Annotated in this window: 16 protein-coding genes; 3 read left to right on the top strand and 13 right to left on the bottom strand. The window is 63.5% G+C overall.

The window, feature by feature from the left end; genetic code table 11:
• Positions 1-11: 11 nt before the first annotated feature.
• From ald to DWB85_RS01955, 5 genes are all read right to left on the bottom strand, one after another.
• Positions 12-1,130 (bottom strand): alanine dehydrogenase, encoded by a 1,119-nt coding sequence (ald, locus tag DWB85_RS01975; RefSeq protein ID WP_117952521.1) that lies wholly within the window; start codon positions 1,128-1,130, stop codon positions 12-14.
• A gap of 91 nt (positions 1,131-1,221) precedes the next feature.
• Positions 1,222-2,034: a M48 family metallopeptidase gene (locus tag DWB85_RS01970; protein ID WP_117952743.1), complete on the bottom strand. Its 813-nt coding sequence runs from the start codon at positions 2,032-2,034 to the stop codon at positions 1,222-1,224.
• 162 nt (positions 2,035-2,196) lie between these two features.
• Positions 2,197-3,285: a Rieske 2Fe-2S domain-containing protein gene (locus DWB85_RS01965; RefSeq protein ID WP_117952520.1), complete on the bottom strand. Its 1,089-nt coding sequence runs from the start codon at positions 3,283-3,285 to the stop codon at positions 2,197-2,199.
• A 152-nt stretch (positions 3,286-3,437) separates the two neighbouring features.
• On the bottom strand, positions 3,438-4,757 hold the full coding sequence (locus DWB85_RS01960; protein ID WP_162845973.1) for an NTP/NDP exchange transporter: 1,320 nt from the start codon (positions 4,755-4,757) through the stop codon (positions 3,438-3,440).
• A complete protein-coding gene (locus DWB85_RS01955; protein WP_117952519.1) occupies positions 4,757-5,677 on the bottom strand; it encodes an aldo/keto reductase in 921 nt (306 codons plus the stop codon). The genes DWB85_RS01960 and DWB85_RS01955 overlap by 1 nt, the downstream gene beginning before the upstream one ends.
• A gap of 72 nt (positions 5,678-5,749) precedes the next feature.
• Between DWB85_RS01955 and DWB85_RS01950 the strand changes: the two genes are divergently transcribed.
• Both DWB85_RS01950 and DWB85_RS01945 read left to right on the top strand, forming a co-directional pair.
• Positions 5,750-5,938 carry a hypothetical protein gene (locus DWB85_RS01950; protein WP_117952518.1) on the top strand — a complete coding sequence of 63 codons (189 nt, stop codon included), beginning with the start codon at positions 5,750-5,752 and terminating at the stop codon, positions 5,936-5,938.
• An 89-nt stretch (positions 5,939-6,027) separates the two neighbouring features.
• Positions 6,028-6,825, top strand: coding sequence for a TonB-dependent receptor (locus tag DWB85_RS01945; protein WP_117952517.1), 798 nt, complete (start codon positions 6,028-6,030; stop codon positions 6,823-6,825).
• 42 nt (positions 6,826-6,867) lie between these two features.
• On the opposite strand, the gene DWB85_RS01940 is transcribed toward DWB85_RS01945, so the two are convergent.
• The 8 genes from DWB85_RS01940 to DWB85_RS01905 all read right to left on the bottom strand — a co-directional run bounded on the left by DWB85_RS01940 (position 6,868) and on the right by DWB85_RS01905 (position 16,547).
• The gene (locus DWB85_RS01940; protein ID WP_133300544.1) at positions 6,868-8,130 is read right to left on the bottom strand and encodes a TAXI family TRAP transporter solute-binding subunit; all 1,263 of its coding nucleotides are present in this window, start codon (positions 8,128-8,130) and stop codon (positions 6,868-6,870) included.
• Entirely contained in the window at positions 8,102-8,806 is a 705-nt protein-coding gene (locus tag DWB85_RS01935; protein WP_117952515.1) for a hypothetical protein, read from the bottom strand. Before DWB85_RS01935 ends, DWB85_RS01940 begins: the two co-directional genes overlap by 29 nt.
• 24 nt (positions 8,807-8,830) lie before the next feature.
• Positions 8,831-9,670: a D-alanyl-D-alanine endopeptidase gene (gene pbpG, locus DWB85_RS01930; protein WP_239017196.1), complete on the bottom strand. Its 840-nt coding sequence runs from the start codon at positions 9,668-9,670 to the stop codon at positions 8,831-8,833.
• A 91-nt stretch (positions 9,671-9,761) separates the two neighbouring features.
• Positions 9,762-10,766 carry an NAD(P)H-dependent glycerol-3-phosphate dehydrogenase gene (locus DWB85_RS01925; protein ID WP_117952514.1) on the bottom strand — a complete coding sequence of 335 codons (1,005 nt, stop codon included), beginning with the start codon at positions 10,764-10,766 and terminating at the stop codon, positions 9,762-9,764.
• Positions 10,767-10,776: 10 nt separating this feature from the next.
• The gene (locus DWB85_RS01920) at positions 10,777-13,122 is read right to left on the bottom strand and encodes a glycerol-3-phosphate 1-O-acyltransferase (RefSeq protein WP_117952513.1); all 2,346 of its coding nucleotides are present in this window, start codon (positions 13,120-13,122) and stop codon (positions 10,777-10,779) included.
• A gap of 21 nt (positions 13,123-13,143) precedes the next feature.
• On the bottom strand, positions 13,144-14,766 hold the full coding sequence (locus tag DWB85_RS01915; protein WP_117952512.1) for an HAD-IB family hydrolase: 1,623 nt from the start codon (positions 14,764-14,766) through the stop codon (positions 13,144-13,146).
• A gap of 394 nt (positions 14,767-15,160) precedes the next feature.
• A complete protein-coding gene (locus DWB85_RS01910; RefSeq protein WP_117952511.1) occupies positions 15,161-16,027 on the bottom strand; it encodes a class I SAM-dependent methyltransferase in 867 nt (288 codons plus the stop codon).
• A gap of 28 nt (positions 16,028-16,055) precedes the next feature.
• Positions 16,056-16,547, bottom strand: coding sequence for an adenylyltransferase/cytidyltransferase family protein (locus DWB85_RS01905; RefSeq protein ID WP_117952510.1), 492 nt, complete (start codon positions 16,545-16,547; stop codon positions 16,056-16,058).
• A gap of 104 nt (positions 16,548-16,651) precedes the next feature.
• Here DWB85_RS01905 and waaF point away from each other — a divergent pair, with 104 nt between their 5' ends.
• Positions 16,652-17,725, top strand: a complete 1,074-nt coding sequence (gene waaF, locus DWB85_RS01900; protein WP_117952509.1) for a lipopolysaccharide heptosyltransferase II — start codon at positions 16,652-16,654, stop codon at positions 17,723-17,725.
• The last annotated feature ends 3 nt before the right edge of the window (positions 17,726-17,728 follow it).

Below are 17,728 nucleotides of genomic sequence, written 5' to 3'. Positions count from 1 at the left end.
CCGGGACGGAATTAAATCCCCAGCACCTGCTCCGCGGGCACGTAGTCATAGCCGAGCACGTCAGCTACCGCCTTGTAGGTAATATCGCCATGGTGCACGTTGAGGCCATGGCGCAGGTGCTCATCGTCGGCCAGCGCCTGCCGGTAGCCCTTGTCCGCCAGCGCCAGGGTGAAGGGCAGGGTGGCATTGTTGAGGGCGAAGGTGGAGGTGCGGGCGACGCCGCCGGGCATGTTGGCCACGCAGTAGTGCACCACGCCTTCCTCCAGGTAAGTCGGGTCCTGGTGGGTGGTGGGGCGGCTGGTTTCGAAGCAGCCACCCTGGTCGATGGCAACATCCACCACCACCGAGCCGGGACGCATCTGGCGCAGCATTTCCCGGCTGACCAGCTTGGGCGCCGCGGCACCGGGTACCAGCACCGCGCCGATCACCAGGTCGGCACCGGTCACGTGTTTCCACAGGGACTCCCGGGTGGAATAGATAGTGTTGAGCATGCAGCCGAACTGGAAGTCCAGTTCCTTGAGCCGGTCCAGTGACTGGTCCAGCACGGTGACGTGGGCCTCCATGCCCATGGCCATGCGGATGGCGTTGGTGCCGACCACCCCGCCGCCGATCACGACCACCCGGGCCGCCTCCACGCCGGGTACGCCGCCGAGCAACATGCCCGAGCCGCCCTTGTGTTTTTCCAGGGCGTGGGCGCCGGCCTGGATGGACATGCGGCCGGCGACCTCGCTCATCGGTGACAGCAGCGGCAGGTGCCCCCTGCGGTCGGTAACGGTTTCGTAGGCGATGGCAACGCAGCCAGACTCTTTCAGCAGTCGGGTCTGCTCGGGATCGGGAGCGAGGTGCAGGTAGGTGAACAGGACCTGGCCCTCGCGCAGCATGCGGCACTCGTCGGGCTGGGGCTCCTTGACCTTCACCACCATGTCGGCGCGGTCGAATATTTCCGCGGCGCTGGCGACGATTTCAGCGCCCGCGGCCTGGTACATATCGTCGCTCAGACCAACGCCTTCGCCGGCGTTGGTCTCGACGATGACCTGGTGGCCGTGATGCACCAGCTCCTCGACTGACCCGGTGGTCAGGCCGACGCGGAATTCCAGGGTTTTTATTTCTTTGGGTACACCGACGAGCATTGTTAGCCTCCAGAATGGGTGGATGTCAATCGGGCGCAGTTTGTCCCAATCCCGGGGCCAATGCGACTACTCTAAAGGGTTAGTCGCGGCCTCAACGAACGATGTCCACCGCCGAGACCGGCGCCAGGCGCCCATCCGGGTTGAGCCCGCGCATCTCCGGGATCATTTCCGCCAGCCGTGCCTCCCGGTTTCCCGGTGCCGGGTGGGTGCTCAGGAACTCGGGCGGTGCGGCGCCTCCGGACTTTGCCATCTTCTGCCACAGGGTGACCGCGGCATCCGGTTCATAACCCGCCTGAGTGGCCAGGCGCATGCCCAGGTTGTCGGCCTCCAGTTCGGCGGTGCGGCTGTTGGGCAGTTCCAGGGCGAACTTGGCGGCGGCCGCCGCTCCCATCATGGCGACGCCGGAATTATCCGCGGCGACCCCCACCGCTACCACGCCCAGTGAGGTGGCCATGGCCCGGGACATGCGCTCGGCGGTGTGGTTGGCCAGGGCGTGGGAAATCTCGTGGCCCATGATCTGGGCGAATTCGTCATCGGTGAGCTTGAGTTTGTCGAACAGGCCGGTGTAAACCGCCATGCGGCCCCCGGCCATGCACCAGGCGTTGACCGTTTCCGGGTCGTCGATAATGGCCACGCTCCACTCCCAGTTGGCCGATTGGGGGTACTTTTGCCTGGCCACCGTCACCAGCCGGCCGGTAATGGTCGCCACCTTGTCCACCAGCAGCGGGTCGTCCACCAGCTTGTTTTCCCTGTCCAGTTCGCTGACCGTGCTGAGGTAGGCCTTTTTCGACTCCACGATCGCGGATTCCGGGGAAACCAGCATCAGCTGCGAACGCCCGGTGGGGCTGGTGGCGCAGGCGGTCAGCAGGGTCAGGGTGAGCAGGGGTAACAGCAGTTTTTTCATGGTTTTGAGGGTCAATTGGCCGGAACAGGTAGTGTAGCCCCCGGGGCCGGCCCCGGGGAGATTTTTTGGCAACAGCAATGCGCCGGCCCGGAATTCCGGGCCGGCGGCAGCCAGAGTAATAGACAGTTTTCGCGGGCCTGAGTTCAGGCCCGTTAGGGGAGCCTAGAAGGGCAGCCCGTCATCAATGCTGTGCTTGGCCTCGGCGGGGCTGATCATGCCCAGGGTGGGGTGGGTGCCGTTGACCTCGTCGCGGATCTTCGCCGCGTCTTCCGGGGTGGCGAAAAACTGCGAGTACCACTTGCGCCCGGTCCGGAAGGGGCCGTCGGTCTTCATCTGCATGATCTTCAGCGCCGGGCGCTTGTGGGCCCAGACGTTGAAGTCGGCGCCAAAGGCTTCCAGCGCGCCGGCCTGGATCTGCTCCGCCGCTTCGGTATCTTCGGCGCTGGCGGGATTGGCGGCGCCGCGGTACAGGCAGCCGTGCCAGCACTGGGTCCTGCCATCGTCCACCGGGGTATTGGCGATCAGCTCAAAGACCACGGTGTCGGCCCACACCTGCTTGGACAGCAGAATACCGGGACCGGTGTACCAGGTGGTGGTATAGAGGTATGTGTCATACAGCTGCATGGGGCCGCCCTGGCGCTGCACGTAAATCTCGTTGTTGATCTCGTTCTCGAAGTACTCGCTGGGAGCGCCGTGGGTGGGGCCCAGGTGGCGGCAGTCCGCCATGTTGTCGAGTATTTCCTGGGAGTGGATGTCCAGTACGCCCAGGTGGTCCAGCTTCCAGTTCACCCACTGCGGGTCGTCCCACTGCTTGAGGAAGGGGGCGTCGTAATCGGGTTCGCGACCATCGGGGTCGAACCAGGCCATGACGCAGCCCATGTTGTCCACTACCGGGTAGGAGCGGATAGAGGCCGACTTGGGGCAGGGGCCGTCGTGATAGGGAATGTCGTCGACGTCGCCGTGTTCGTTGTAACGCCAGCCGTGATAGGGGCAGCGGATCGAGTCGCCCTCGATCTGGTCGCCGTTCTTGACGATCATCGCGCTGGTGCTGGCGGTCAGGTGGGTACCCATGTGGGCGCAGTAGGCGTCCAGCAGCACCGGCTTGCCGGATTCACCCCGGTACAGGGCCAGGTCGCGCCCCCAGAAGCGCACCGCCATTGGCCCGGCGTCCAGCTCTGAACTTTCCGCGACGACAAACCAGCCGCGGGGAAATTGATTGGGGCCGAGGCCGTATTCTTCTGAAGTTGCCATGATCTCACCTTACTACGAGCGTGTGGATGTGCAGTATAGCCCCGCCGCGGGCGCTGGGAATGCTTTGCCGGGCGCGGGGCCGGTTTCTGCGCCTGCTGGCTCAATAATTCGGACTTGTAGCGCGCGACTGCGGCCGGGCGTCCCCCGCCTGTTCAGCCAGGCGCCGTTGGCGGTGCCTGGCCAGCGGCCCCCTTGCGGCGAAAAGCGCGCCCCAGGGCGATACCGGTGCCCGCCCACAGGAAGGCGATGCCGGCGCCGACCCCGGCGGTGGCCGCGATGCCCAGGCCCAGTCCCTGGGTGAGGGCGGTGAAGCCCCAGGCATTGAGCATGTCGCCGCCACGGTAAACCACGATATCGATGACCGGCTTGGCTTTGAAGCGGGTCTCGCGGTCAACGGCGGTGAACAGCATTTCCCGGGCCGGCCGGGAAATCGCGTAGTTGCCCGCCCGGCGCACGACTTGCAGCACCACCACGGTGGCCACTGCCGGCGCCGCCACCAGCAGCAGCATGCCCAGGCCAATCACCACCGGTACCGAGGCCAGGGTAAAAGACAATCCCAGGCGGCTGGCCATCCGCCCGGTGGCAAACATGGCGATCACCAGGGTCAGGGTGTTCACCACCAGGTCGACGCTGGCCCAGATCTGCGCCCGTTCGGCGCGGCTGTAATCCACCATCAGGTTTTTCAGCTCAAAGTAGACGAAGGAGCCGATGGAGGTGTACAGAAAAATGAACAGCCCGATGCCCAGCAGGTAGGGATTGCTGACAAATTCGACAAAGCCGGCAAAGGGATTGCCGCCAATAAACTCGAAGTCGTCCCTGTCGGCCGTCACAGCGGTATTGCCCAGGTCGCTGATTTTCAGTCGCTGCACCCAGGTCACCAGTGGCAGGGTGGCGATGATGGTGGTCGCGGCAAGCAACAGCAGGGCATCGGTATTGCCCTGGCCGGCGAGCAGGGTCGCCAGGGCGGGGCCGGCGATGGCGCCCACGCTGGCGCCGGCGCCAATAAAGGCGAACAGGCGGGTGGACTGGGACTGGCTGAAGGTATCGGCCATAAAGCTCCAGAACACCGAGATGTGAAACAGGCTGAACACGCTGACCCAGACGTAAAAGCTCTTGTCCACCAGGGTGCGGTCCTGCAGTATCTGGGTGCCAGCGTAGAACAGGGCAAAACTCAGGGCAAAGAAGCCGTAGACCCCGGGTACCAGCCGGCGCACATTGATCCGGGCGACGGCGGCGCCGTACAGCGAGACCGCGATGGCGCTGAAGAAAAAGGTGAAGGTCCACAGCCAGCTGACTTCCGCGTCGGTCCAGTCGCTGGCCATGGCGTCGCGCACCGGGCGCAGGATGTAATAGGAGCCCATCAGCACCAGCACCAGCGAGAAGGAGGCCAGGGTGGCCTTCACTTCCTCGGGCTCGATATTGCAGGCGCGGCGCAGCAGGCGCTCCAGCAGGCTGGGGTGCTCGCGATTCATCAGCCGGGCAGCGCGTCGAACGCCCGCAGCATCTCGGCCCGCTGGGCAGCGTCCGGTACCGGGCCGGTATTGGCGCCCATATTGTCTGCCATGTGGTGGGTCTTCGAGGTGGCGGGAATCAGGCAGGTCACCGCCGGGTGGCCGAGGATGAACTTGAGGTAAAACTGGCCCCAGCTGCTGCAGCCCAGCTCGCGGCCCACGTCGGGCAGCGGCGCGCCTCCCGAGCGCTGGAACAGCGAACCGCGCTGGAAGGGGCGGTTGATCATGGTGGCGATGCCGCGGTCCGCGGCCAGCGGCAACAGGGCCTGTTCGGCGGTCCGGTTGCCGATGTTGTAGCTGAACTGGACGAAATCCAGGGGCTCCCGGCGCATGATGTCCAGCAACTCCTCGTGGTAGCGGCCGTGGGACGTGGTGATGCCTATGTAGCGAACCTTGCCCTCGCTTTTCCAGGCCTTGAGGGTGGCCAGCTGGGTTTTCCAGTCCACCAGGTTGTGTACTGCAATCAGGTCGAAGCGGTCCACGTTCATGCGCCGGGCGGATTGCGCCATCTGGGCAATACCTGCCTCCCGGCCTTCGGTCCACACCTTGGTGGCGGCGAACAGCGGCGGGCGAGTGTCCATGTTGCGCAGCACATCCCCGACCCGGGATTCCGCCTCGCCGTACATGGGCGACGAATCAATCACCGCGCCACCGCCGGCAAAGAACAGCTGCATGACGTCCGCCAGCCTGGCGATGGTGGCGGCGTCCGCGCCGGCATCAAAGGTGCGCGAGGTGCCCATGCCGATAGCCGGCAGCAATTCGCCGCTGCCGGGGATGGGGCGGGTGATAATCTGGCCAGCGGCGGGCAGGGCGCGGGCCAGCAGCGGCGCCAAGGCAAGCGCTGAGGTCGCGGCGGCCAGCAGGTCTCTGCGGCTAATCATCAACGCACTCCATTGTGGTTGGCAGCTTCGAAGATGCCAGTGTTTCAGCCCACACTGCCCCGGTCAATAGCGGTGAAGACCCTGTTGCCCGATCGCTGGGGCGTGATTGCCAGCCTGGATGACCGGCAGGTCGCCCGGGAGCTGCCGCAGGGCGCGGCAGGCACCATGGCGGTCTACACCGGCAAAGGCAAATCGCTGCACGTTATCAGCAAGGTCGCCATTCGCATGAATGCGTGGCTGGCTTACCTGACCTCGCCCTGACGCTGGTTACACGATTCACTCCACGCGCCCCCTGGTCATTTCTCGATGTATGGGTCTAGAATTGGCTTACCGGCATGCGGGAGTAGCCTATGAAAAGCGTACGGACTGTTGGCAGGCTGTCATTTGCCGGCACAGCGCTGCTGTTGGCGGGCTTGCCCGCGCAGGCCCTGGCCCAAGAGGAGGGCTGGGAGTTTTCCCTCTCGCCGCTGTACCTGTGGGCGAAGAATATCGAGGGCTCGGCCGCCGTCGGCGGGCGGGAGGCGCCACTGGACCTGGATTTCAGGGACGACATACTCGACAACCTGGATTCCGCCTTCGCGTTTCACTTTGAAGCGCGCAAAAACAGGCTGACACTTTACGCCGAGTACAATTACGCCAAACTGGACCCGACGACCGGAGTGAGTATAGGTCCTGTCGAGATCCGCTCAGAGGTGGAATTTGAAGACCTCATGTGGGAGGCGGGCGCACTGTGGGCCTTTGCCGAGCACGGTGACTGCAGCTGGGAGCTGCTGGGTGCGGTGCGCTATGCCGAGCAGGACCTGGAGGTGAAGATTGCACGCAGTGGCGGCCCGGGCATCCTGCCGATTCCCGACAGGATCAGCGGCGGTGACAATTGGTGGCAGGGGGTCGCCGGCCTGCGCTACACCTTCCACGCCACTGATAGCTGGAGCTGGCGCTTGCGCGGTGATTACGGCTATGGCGACAGCGACAATGCATCCGTGAGCGGGGCAGTGTTCCTCAGTTACCGCTTCAACGACTGGGGGTCGGTCTTCGGCGGCTATCGGTATCTCGATACCGACTATGACAATGGCCGCAGTTCCACCGGGGGTTACGTGTTCGACGGCGACCAGCAGGGGCCGGTGCTGGGCTTGAACCTGCACTTCTAGAAGCGCTGTATCAGCTCGTCGCGACTGTGGCCACCGGGCGGGTCAGGGCTGGCGCTCGCGAATTTCCTCGCGGGTCCGGGCCAGCAGGTCGGTGAATATCCTGAAACTCTCGTTGGCCGAGAGTTTCTCACTGATCAGGGATTCGAAGGCCTCGCGCTCGATAGCATCGAGTTGCTGCAATTTCTGTTCGGCACTGGTCTCGCCCCCGGCGTCCCTGACCTCGAATACCCGCCGGTAGAAAACATCGACCCGGTCCTTCTTGCGATGCTCGCGCCAGCGGGCCAGGGCGAGGAAAGCGGAAACCACCAGCACCGACACGTAGACCAGCATGTTGATGGTTTCGGCGTAGCGCTCGACAAAACCGGGGTCGTCCCGGTTGAGGTAGCTGCGGGCGCCACGATGCAGTGGGAAACTGAGGTCCAGCGGGTCAAAGGAGGCATTGATGCCGGCGAACAGGTGCGGTGCGATAGCGGTCAGTCGCGGTTTCTGCTCCAGAAAGGTTCTGGTCAGCTGGTAAATACTGGCCTCGGAGGCCTGCACCCGGGTGACCAGCAGGGTGTCCACTGCCACCGTCAGCAGTGCTTCTTCATTGCCGGGCAGGTCATAGGTGAGAGCGGGGATGGTCCGGGGCTTCATCCCCGGCGCATTGTAGCCAATGCCTTGCTCATAAAACTTGCGCCTGGGATTGAGCCGGTTGTCCAGCGACACCAGCGAGAAGCCCTCACGCAACCAGCTGGTATTGTCCGGATTGATCGGGCCGAAGTAGAGAATAAAGTCGGTTTCACCCGCTTCAAACTGGGAGCTTATCCGGTACTGGTCGGGCCCGAAGCCCGCGCGCTGCATTACCAGGTCGACAAAGGTGCGTCCCGCCGCTGAGCGATTGGCCACGTAAAAGCGGGCACCCTCCATCGTGCGGCGCGGGTTGCTGGCGTAAAAGGCATCGCGCACCGCCAGGTGCAGCACGCTCTCGAACACGGGCAGTATGGCCCGCACACCGGGACGGAAGGGCACGTTGTTTTCCACCAGCGCCAGGTCGGCCCGGTCAGCCACCAGGGCCTCCAGCGCAGTCATGTCGCCGGGCGCCTCTGCCAGTTCAAAGCGCAGCGAGGACTGCTTCTCGAACACGGCCTGCAGGGCATCCGGGTCGACCTGGTGGTGATCGGTGACCAGCAGCCGCAGGGTCGAGCCGGTAACGCTGCAGGCGGTGATGAGCAGGGCGCTGGCCAGTACCAGCAGGGCAGTAGCGCCAGCCCTGCGCCCTGATGACTCGCTGGTCTCAGAGCGCCTGGCTGTAAGTGAGTACAAACTGCGGTCCACTGATATCCAGTTCGCCAATGGTGTCGGCAAAATCCAGCTCCGCGCTCATGTAGCGAACGCTCAGGCCCACATGCTGGTCGCGGCTGTACTGGTAGTCGATGCCGGTGCGACCGTAAATGCCCAGGACAAATCCGGAGTCCTTGTTGTCGCCGTAGTCGAATTCCCCGCTGTCAGCGGCGGCGCCGAAGTCGTCGCCTTCCACCCGGTGCTGCCCGTACATGAGCATCGGGCCGGCGGCGGCATACAGCGACACGTTGGGCCCCATGTAGCCGCGCACATAGCCGCCCAGGTGCAGCTCGCCCAGGAACAGGGAGTTATCAAACTCGAAGCGGATGTTTGCCCCGGTGTCGCCGCCAATCGTTCCCGACACCCGGGTATCACTGTTTTTCCAGCCGATGCTGCCGCCCGAATTCAGGCCCCACTTGAAGTAGTCGGTGACAAAGTAGGTGTATTCCGCCTCAACCCCGCCGCCGGGCAGTGCCGAGGGGAAACTGACGTCCACCGGGGTGCCCTCCAGGTCCCGCCACTCACCGCTCTGGTCATCCAGCATCAGGCTGCCGAAAAAGGCCTGCACCAGGGGCGGGAATTCCTGTTGCTGCTCAGCCTGTACCAGGGGGCCCAGGCAGAGTGCGAGCAGGCCGGTGATGAATCGTGAGCAGGGCATGGGCGGTCCGCGAAAAGTCCGTGATCAGCTGTTGGCCAGCATCCATTTGCGCAGGCGATTGGAATCGCCAAACGGGGTCAGTTTGCCAAAGGAGTTGAGCAATACGATGGACACCTCCTCGCCGTCGATATTCGCCTGCATGACCAGGCAGCGGCCGGCCTCGTTGATATAGCCGGTCTTGCTCAGCTCGATATTCCAGGAGGCGTTTTTCAGCAGGCGGTTGGTATTGCCGTAGGTGAGGTGGCCGCGACCGCGATAGGGATAGACATCCATGCGGGTTTTGGTGCTGGCCTCGGTAATCAGCGGGTACTGCTCGGCGGCACTCACCATCCGTGCCAGGTCGGCGGCCGTGGATACGTTCTCGGATTTGAGGCCCGCCGGGTCGGCAAAACGGGTATTGCTCATGCCCAGGGCTTTCGCCTTGCGGTTCATGTGGGCGACAAAGTTGTCCATGCCGCCCGGGTAGGTGCGCCCCAAGGCCGTGGCCGCGCGGTTTTCCGATGACATCAGCGCCAGCAGGACCATCTCCCGACGGCTGAGGGTGGCCCCGTACTCCAGCCTTGAACCGGTGAGGCGGATGAGGTCGCGGTCCGCCTTGGTGATGGTGATCTTTTCGTCCAGGGAAATGCCCGCGTCCAGTATCACCATGGCGGTCATCAGCTTGGTGATTGAGGCAATGGGCCGGACGGTGTCCACGTCCTTGCCGTAAATGATATTGCCGTCGTCATCCAGCACCAGCGCGGAGGCCGAGCGCAGCTCCGGGTTGCCGGGGAGGCCGGTGAATTTGGAGGTGCCGGCAACAGCACTGCTGATCGCAGCGGCATAGAGTGCCATCGTGACAATAATCGTCTTTTTGCTGGGCATGGTCCCGGGTCCCCTGTTGTTGCCGACTTCGTGCCGTAGCGGCTGTTTTATAGGGGCTAATTCTGCCCTAGAAGCCGCTCGACCGCCAGCGTCAACCGGGCTCCGACTCGGCGCCCGCCTCAACCCGCAGCAGGCCGCGGAAAGCCCGGCTGGCGGTGGCATCCCCTGCCAGCACCCGGGACACGTCCGATGCGATCGGCATTTCCACCCCGTGCGCCTGCGCCAGCGCCATCACCGCCGGGGCGCTCTTGGCGCCTTCCGCCACCATGGTCATCTCTTCGATGATCTCCTCCATGCTGCGGCCCTTGCCCAGTTCTATGCCGACGTGGCGATTCCGGCTCTGGGGGCTGGTGCAGGTAGCGATCATGTCACCCATACCCGCAAGACCGGCGAAGGTCTCTGGTTTGCCGCCCATGGCGACACCGAGCCGGGTAATTTCCGCCAGGCCCCGGGTGATGAGTGCGGCCCGGGTATTGTCGCCGGCGCCCTGGCCGTCGCCCATGCCCACGGCGATAGCGATGATGTTCTTCAGCACACCACCCAGTTCACAGCCGATAACATCGGTATTGGTGTAGACCCGGAACAGCCCGCTTTTGAACACAGTCTGCAATTCCTGGACAATGATCTCGTCCTCCATGGCGATTACGCCGGCGGCCGCCTGGCCGGCCATTATCTCCCGGGCGAGGTTGGGTCCGGTCAGTACGCCCACCGGATGTCCCGGCAGCACCTGCTGGATGATCTCGGTCATGCGCATCCGGGTCGCCAACTCCAGGCCCTTGGTCAGGCTGATGACCGGCACCCAGGCGCGAATGTGTTGCCGGACCTCCTCCAGCACCGCGCGGAAGTTCTGCGACGGTATCCCCATTACCACCACATCGGCCTCGCCAACGGCCTCGCCGATATCGTTGGTTGCCCACAGCCGTTCCGATAGCGTGGCGCCGGGCAGGTAGCGTTCATTGCTGTGCCGGCTGTTGATCTCCGCCACCGTCTCCGGGTTGCGTGCCCACAGCGTTACCCCCGTATTTCTCGCTACCAGTGAGGCCACAGTCGTGCCCCAGGAGCCGCCGCCCAGCACCGCGATTTTAAGCTCTTTCATTGTTCTCCCCTCAGGCGTTGGCATTGCGATTGGCTACGCCAAGGGCCCGTATGACGTCGATTCTGCGCAGCAGGTCCCGCAGCTCGCGGACCAGTTCCAGCCGCTCCTGTTTCCGCGTGTCGGGCCCGCCCTCGGTCAGGTTGCGGCTCTGCAGCATTTTATAGCCATTCTTGAACAGCAGCTTGCCAATAGAGGACTCGCTGGAAATCCGGCGTTGTAAGTAGGCCTGGCGGCCGAAGGTCAGCGCGTCTTTTACGCAGTCGTCTTCTTCCAGGGAATCAGTGGCCTGCTTTCGTGCCAGCATCGACGCCACCACCGAGTATGCCTCGGCGTAGGTGAGCAGGGTGACATGGGCCACCAGTGGCGTCATGTTGTCGAGCATGGCGCCAAAGCCGGCGGCTCCCTGGCCCAGGGTTTCCTCCCACTGCGGGCTGTAGCGTTCTATTTCATCCCGTATCTGCTGGTGAAACTGTTCGCTGGGGGCATAGAAAAACTCGAACTTGAACAGGTCCCGCAGGTGGTCGACCTCGGTCCAGAATGCCTGCAGCGCATCCTCGCCGGCATGTTCGCTGGCCTTGAGCAGCGCCAGTTCGATGATGGCCTTGTTGAGGAAAAAGTGGATTACGGTATTGCGGTAGTAGCTGGCCACCGGGTGTTGCTCCATGCTAATGCCGTACACGGTCTCCGGGCCCTCGTCGTAGCGGGTCACGATATTCTCGTCGATCATGATCCCCAGTAGCCCCTCCATCTGGTCGGCGAAGCGGCGGTTGAAGTCGTCCGAGATGCGCAGCTGGCGACTCTCGGCCCAGCCCAGCAGGGCCCTGAGGTCCTCGATAACCTCAGCTTCGGTCAGCGCCTTGGGCGCAGCGCCCAGCAGGCTCATGGTGACCAGCGAGGGGAAGGTGATCGGAGTGACGTTGTTGGCCTCTACCGCCACCTCGAAGGCAATTTTGGACAGGGCCAGGTGATCACCCGGGTCGGGTGCGCGCGGCAGTACCACCGGCTCGCCGATGTCCATGTAAACCTTGCCCATGGGCCGGGCCAGGCTGCGCACATAGCCGATAAACCACTTCAGTGACTCGGCGCCCTTGCCGCGGCCGGTTTGCTCCGTGGCGTACTCCTCCACATCGCGAATAATGTCGTAGTTGATCGAGATGGGGATGATGTGAATGTCCCGGGCATCGGTCTGATGGCAGGCTTCGAGCACGTACTTGAGCAGGCCGTAGCGCGGCGGCATCAGCTTGCCCATGCGCGAGCGGGTGCCCTCGAATGCCCAGTTCATTGGAAAGCGCTTCTCCATCAGGTAACCGATGTAGTAGCGCAGGGTGAGCTTGTACAGCTCATTGTCCTGGAAGCTGCGCTTGATGAAAATCCCGCCGGCCCGGTGCAGCAGGTGGCCCAGCCCAGGAAAATTGAGATTGGCCCCGCCGAAGATGTGCGGCATGGGAAAATCGTTGTCGTACAGGACCTTGGGCACGACCATGCCGTCCAGGTAGGTCTTGTGGGTCCACAGCAGCATGGACGGGTGGTTGCGAACCAGCTGGCGCAGCTTTTCCACCGAGGCCTGGTCGTAGACAATTTCTTCCTCGTAGCCCAGGCCCAGGCAGAAGGTATTGAAGCGGGCGTAGACATCCAGCCAGAATGAGGAGGGCCTGGACACCATCTCCTTCATATAGCCGGCGGCCTCTTGCATCAGCTCGTCCTTGCTGCGGCCCTGATCATCCGCCAGCCGCTGCACCTCGCTGTTGTAGTCCGCGTTGGCCATGAGCGTGGCCGCCACGTGCCGGGGTACCTTGTAGCGGCCGCCCCGGACCTGGCGCTCGCTGATATCCAGGACCACGGACGCCTGGCGGGCCACAAAGTTGGCGAATTCTTCCTGCGCCGCCTCGTCGTCTACCCGGTGGTTGGCTTCAAAGCGCTGGCGCAGGTTGGCCACGGTGTCCGGTTTGCCGGCGATAAGGTGCACCCGCTCCGGGTAATCGCCGGCGATCGCCCGGGCCCGTCGCGCGGAGGGTTTGCGGGGGTCGCCTGTTACCAGGTAGCGCAAGCGGCCCAGGGTAATCCCACCCTCATCGGCGGGGGTCCAGACAATGCGCAGCGGCGCAATAATGGTGTCGTCGGGCAGGGCCAGCGCCATCACCAGCTGGCCGCTATCAAAGCCGGTGCGCTCATCCTTCAGGTCGATACAGACCTTGGGCGCGTCAAAGGCATGATTGTCACGGTTGCCATGGTGGCTGATCCAGCCGCGAAGAATTTCTTCCTCGGTACTGTTGCGCACGTCGAGGATGAACAGTACCTGCTGTTCATCCCGATCTGGCCACGGATTCTTATTGTGGTAGTTTTGCTCCAGGTTCAAATCGGCTCCTTGCTGGGGGAATTAGCTCGCAGACTTGGGTCTGGGTTTCGCTTTTGCTTTGGCTGCGGTTTTTGTCCTGGCTTTCGCTTTCGCCGGCGATTTTCGCGCGGTGGCTTTGCCTTTTGTTGCGGCTTTTTTGGTCGTGGCCAGTTTTTTCCGGGCCGGCGCCTTGCGCCGCTTTTTCGCCGCGGTTTTGGTGGCAGGAACCTCCAGCTCTGGCTGGCCAAGGGTGCGGGCAAACATATTGCGCACTTCCATCACGTGGCTGTCGATGGTTTCCGCTGACCAGTCGCTGGTATCCACCGGCGGCAGGACTTCCACGTCCACCGTTGCCGGACGGAACACGAAGTCGCCCTTGGGCGCCACGTCGCCGGCGTTACGGATAACGATGGGCACGATGGGAACCCCGGCCTGCATGGCGATGTGGAAACCGCCCTTCTTGAATGGCGCCAGGGTGGGCGAAACGGTGCGCGTGCCCTCCGGCGCCAGCACCACTGAACGGCCCTCCTTGCGCATGGCGTCCACCAGCGGCGAGATGGACTCGATAGCGCTTTTGGCGTTGCCGCGGTCGATAAACACCACGCCGCCAAACTCCAGTACCTTGCCGATCAGCGGCTGCTCGCGCTTGATTTCCTTCTTGCCGATACCGGCGATGTCCCGGCGCAGCAGCTTGGCAATGATGACCACGTCCGCCTTGCTCTGGTGATTGAACAGGAACACGCAGGGGCGATGGGACCACAGGTGCTGTTCGCCCGTGATGTTGAGATCGAGGCCGATCAGGGCGCTGGCAGTGTCGGCGAACAGGGAGAAGGAAAAATTGACCGAGTCGCGGCGCGAACCGGTGAGGGCATAAATCGGCAGGCCGGCGGCAAAACTGGTTACCAGGCTGCTGGTGGCGGCAACAGAGCGCACGAACTGGCTTACGCTGGGACGGCCGCGACTGCCGAAACGGGCGGCGGGCCAGTTGTTCTTGTGCGCCAGCCGCTGCAGCTTTTCGCTGGGATTGAGGGCGCGGGGGTGGCCGACCCGTTCCAGCAGCAGCTGGTCGTCGGTGCTGTCGGAGTAGAAAAAGCCGTCATCCAGGTCGGCGCCGAACTGGGCCGCCAGCTGTTCCGCCGCGTCCACCTTGCCCTGACCGAAGCAGGTGGGCCTGACCACTTCGCCGGTGAATTTGCCGTCGACGACTTCCAGGTGGGTGCAGAGCACGTGCTCGATGCCCAGGTCCCTGGCCGCCGGCGCCACCTGGTAGGGGGTGGCGGAGGAGATGATTGCCACCGTGTGGCCCCTGGCCAGGTGGGCGTTGATCAGGGCGCGGGACTCCGGGTAAATGCGGCGCGCAATCTGGCTGGTATACAGGTCTTCCCCGACCTCGAAGTAGGTGTCCTCGTCGATACCGCGCATAAACTGGGAGCTAATTGCCATCATGCCCGAAAAACCCAGCTTGCCGAGGCCGAAATTGGTCATGGCGCCGACGATTTCGAGGAATTCGCTAGGTGACAGGTCTCCGCGCCGTATCTGTTCGCGAATTAATGCCGTTGCGGAGTAGCCGGAAATAATGGTGCCGTCGAAGTCGAAAATTGCAGTGACCTTGGGCCCTTGCGGGGCCGCTTCGATGTCTTGCAGAAGTTGCTGGATACTGGCCATGGGGGTTCCTTGAATGATGCAGCAAGCATAGCGCAATCTTTCCGGGAAGGCGGCCCTTATTCTCTTGTGGGTGGCAAAAAAACGCCACCGGGCTGGTGAGCGCGGTGGCGTGGTCGGGGTAAAGCGATTTAAATACTGCGGAGGTTGTAGTTGGTCCGGCCCGCTACCGGATTACCTTCCTCTGGCTGTGGCCATCTCTGACTAATGTCCACCCGCGTCCCCAATCGCAGGCAACCTTCCGTGATCGCGACTCACCCCATGCGTGTAGTCCAATCCGTTGCCGGCACTTTCAGTATAGGCAGGCGCGGGCCACAGGCAAGAAATTACCCCATGATATTTTATTATTTCTCCCAATAACCTTTGGTTATTTTGCTTCGGTCTCAACGGCCGTCAGTCAGGGCTTGCCGGCCTTGCGGAACAACAGGGTCATGCGGTCCGATTCACCGATGGCGAGCATGGCGGCCCGCTGTTCCGGCTGGTCCTCGCTGCCGGCCAGTGAGGGGGGCAGGCGCCAGACGATGTCATTCGGGCCGGGCTGGTCCTTGGGGTTGGCATTGATCTCGCTCCGGGCCAGCAGTTCAAACCCGGCTTTCTCCATGGCCGCGATCACCGTGGACTCCTTGAGGTAGCCGCGATTGCCATCCGCGCCCGCCTCCGGCGCAGATTCGGGCAGGCGGTGCTGGACTATGCCCACCAGCCCGTCCTCCTTGAGCATGCCGCGCACCGCGGCCAGCGCCTGGGACAGCAGGCCCGACTGGGCATCAAAACGGTTGAGATTGTGCAGGGCGCGAATCAACAGCACCCGGTCGACGGTACCGGCGACTTGCGGCGGCACCGTGTTGAAGGTAAAGCCATCGGTGGAAATGCCGTTGTCGGTAAAGCCCGCCACCATGGCGCTGAACTTGCCGGTGGCAGCGGCGCGTGCCTGGCGCCACTCATCGCTGCGGTTGGCAAACAGCGCCCAGATTCTCGCCGGATAGTTGACCCCATAGAGGGTGCCCTCACTGCCAAGATAGTTCGCCAGGATATGGCTGTACCAGCCGCCTCCCGGCAGCCCCTCGGCAACGGTCATGCCCGGCTCGACCTGGAAGAAACTCAGGGTCTCGACCGGGTGGCGCGCGGCGTCGCGGGCACGATCCTGCTCGCCGCGGGCTTCCACAGCCGCCACCAGGGCGGGATTGTGGGCGGCAGAGTCGGCCAGGCTGAGGGCGCTGGCCAGCGCCAGGCCGGCGGCGGCGAGTGTCTTGGTAAGTGCATGCATTGGCTGGTTCTCCGGGAATGAATTCGCTTCAGATTTCGCCGCGCTGGCGCAGTGCCTCGCGCAGGGCGGTGGAACTGTGGGTCTTGTCGTCGCCGACAAACTCAATGCGCCCGCCGCCGGCCTCCACGGCGAAACGCTCGGGCATCTGTTCCAGTGAATAGTCAGTGCCCTTGGCCTGGATGTCGGGGCGGAAAAGTTCGATTAGCGGGATGGGCACGGCGGCGTTCAGCGGAATGACATAGTCGACAGCGGCCAGTGCCGCGATCACCTCCATGCGCTCCTCGCAAGGGTTGATCGATGGCTCGCGATTGCTGTTGGTGGCGATGGACGCCTCGGTATTGACCGCAATCACCAGCACATGGCCCAGGGATTTTGCCGCTTCCAGGTAGCGAATGTGTCCGACGTGGATCAGGTCGAAACAGCCGTTGCCAAACACGATAGTTTCCCCGCGTTCCCGGTGTTGCTGCAGCACCGGGACGAGGTCGTGTGGATTACTAAAAATCTTCTCGAAGCTGTCCATGGCGGGCGTGGCATATCCGGAGTGTCAGTCCTGCGCAGTGTAGCGGGGAACAGGGCCGGAATATATACTCCGGGCCAGGCCAGCAGAAGGTTTTCGCGATTAACATGCAAAGCATCCAGTTCTCCCGGGAGCCTGCCCGTGTGTTGTTGATACTGCCCACCTGGGTCGGCGATGTGGTGATGGCCACACCGTTTATCGATGCGCTTTTCCAGCGCTTTCCCCAGGCGGAAATTACCCTGCTCATGAATCGCCACCTGTTTTCCCTGCTGGAGGGCAGCCCCTGGGTGGAGCACTGTGAGTTCTGGGCGCCGCGCAACAAGCGTCCCGAGGCCAGGCAACAGCAGCGCGAACTACTGGCGCGGCTGAAAGCAAAGCGCTTCGACCTGGCGGTAATGCTGCCCAATTCGCTGCGCTCGGCCTGGCTGGCCTTTCGGGTTGGCGCCCGCCGCCGGCTGGGCTTTAACCGTGACGGCCGGGGGCTGCTGCTTAGCGACCGCATACCCGTCCCCAACCGCATCCGGGGCGGCTACGAGCCCATGCCCCTGTGTGATTACTACGCCGTGCTGGCGGGAGCGCTGGGGATGGAGCACCCGGGAGACGGCCTGCAGCTGTTCCTCACCGAGAGCGACGATCAGGCGGTGGCGCAGCGGCTGCGGGCCGAGGGCGCGAGGCCGGAACAGCCACTGGTGGTACTTTGCCCCGGAGCCAATTTCGGCGCCTCCAAGTGCTGGCAGCCGGAACGCTTCGCCGCGGTCGCCGACCGCCTGGTGGACGACTATGACGCCGCGGTGGTCATCAGCCCCGGCCCCGGCGAGGAGCCGTTGGCGCAAGCCATCTGCGATCATATGAGCCGACCCTCCCTGCTGCTGACGGAGCCCTGCCTGACTCTGGGTGAACTCAAGTCCCTGATCGCCGACGCCGACCTCCTGCTCGGCAACGACACCGGGCCCCGGCACTTTGGCCGCGCCTTCGATACGCCGCGGGTGACGGTGTTCGGGCCCACGGAGCGGAAGTGGACCGAAACCTCCCATGGCAGCGAAACGATTGTCAGGGTGGAGGTGCCCTGTGGGCCCTGCCACAAGAAGGTGTGTCCGCTGGAAGAGCAGGTTTGTATGACGCGGGTTACGGTCGATATGGTGTTTGAGGCATGTCGGGCTGAACTTGCGGCAGTGCTTTAGGTT

It is taken from the genome of Seongchinamella sediminis (assembly GCF_003457605.1).
GTDB classification, from domain to species: Bacteria; Pseudomonadota; Gammaproteobacteria; order Pseudomonadales; family Halieaceae; genus Halioglobus; species Halioglobus sediminis.
This window is presented reverse-complemented; position numbering and strand designations above follow the sequence as displayed.

Excerpts from the sequence above, each read along its gene's own strand:
- DWB85_RS01925 (WP_117952514.1), bottom strand. The coding sequence starts at position 10,766 with ATGAAAGAGCTTAAAATCGCGGTGCTGGGCGGCGGCTCCTGGGGCACG.
- DWB85_RS01955 (WP_117952519.1), bottom strand. The coding sequence starts at position 5,677 with ATGATTAGCCGCAGAGACCTGCTGGCCGCCGCGACCTCAGCGCTTGCC.
- DWB85_RS01910 (WP_117952511.1), bottom strand. The coding sequence starts at position 16,027 with ATGCATGCACTTACCAAGACACTCGCCGCCGCCGGCCTGGCGCTGGCC.
- DWB85_RS01960 (WP_162845973.1), bottom strand. The coding sequence starts at position 4,757 with ATGAATCGCGAGCACCCCAGCCTGCTGGAGCGCCTGCTGCGCCGCGCC.
- DWB85_RS01965 (WP_117952520.1), bottom strand. The coding sequence starts at position 3,285 with ATGGCAACTTCAGAAGAATACGGCCTCGGCCCCAATCAATTTCCCCGC.
- DWB85_RS01905 (WP_117952510.1), bottom strand. The coding sequence starts at position 16,547 with ATGGACAGCTTCGAGAAGATTTTTAGTAATCCACACGACCTCGTCCCG.
- ald (WP_117952521.1), bottom strand. The coding sequence starts at position 1,130 with ATGCTCGTCGGTGTACCCAAAGAAATAAAAACCCTGGAATTCCGCGTC.
- DWB85_RS01945 (WP_117952517.1), top strand. The coding sequence starts at position 6,028 with ATGAAAAGCGTACGGACTGTTGGCAGGCTGTCATTTGCCGGCACAGCG.
- waaF (WP_117952509.1), top strand. The coding sequence starts at position 16,652 with ATGCAAAGCATCCAGTTCTCCCGGGAGCCTGCCCGTGTGTTGTTGATA.
- DWB85_RS01935 (WP_117952515.1), bottom strand. The coding sequence starts at position 8,806 with ATGCCCTGCTCACGATTCATCACCGGCCTGCTCGCACTCTGCCTGGGC.
- pbpG (WP_239017196.1), bottom strand. The coding sequence starts at position 9,670 with ATGCCCAGCAAAAAGACGATTATTGTCACGATGGCACTCTATGCCGCT.
- DWB85_RS01915 (WP_117952512.1), bottom strand. The coding sequence starts at position 14,766 with ATGGCCAGTATCCAGCAACTTCTGCAAGACATCGAAGCGGCCCCGCAA.
- DWB85_RS01970 (WP_117952743.1), bottom strand. The coding sequence starts at position 2,034 with ATGAAAAAACTGCTGTTACCCCTGCTCACCCTGACCCTGCTGACCGCC.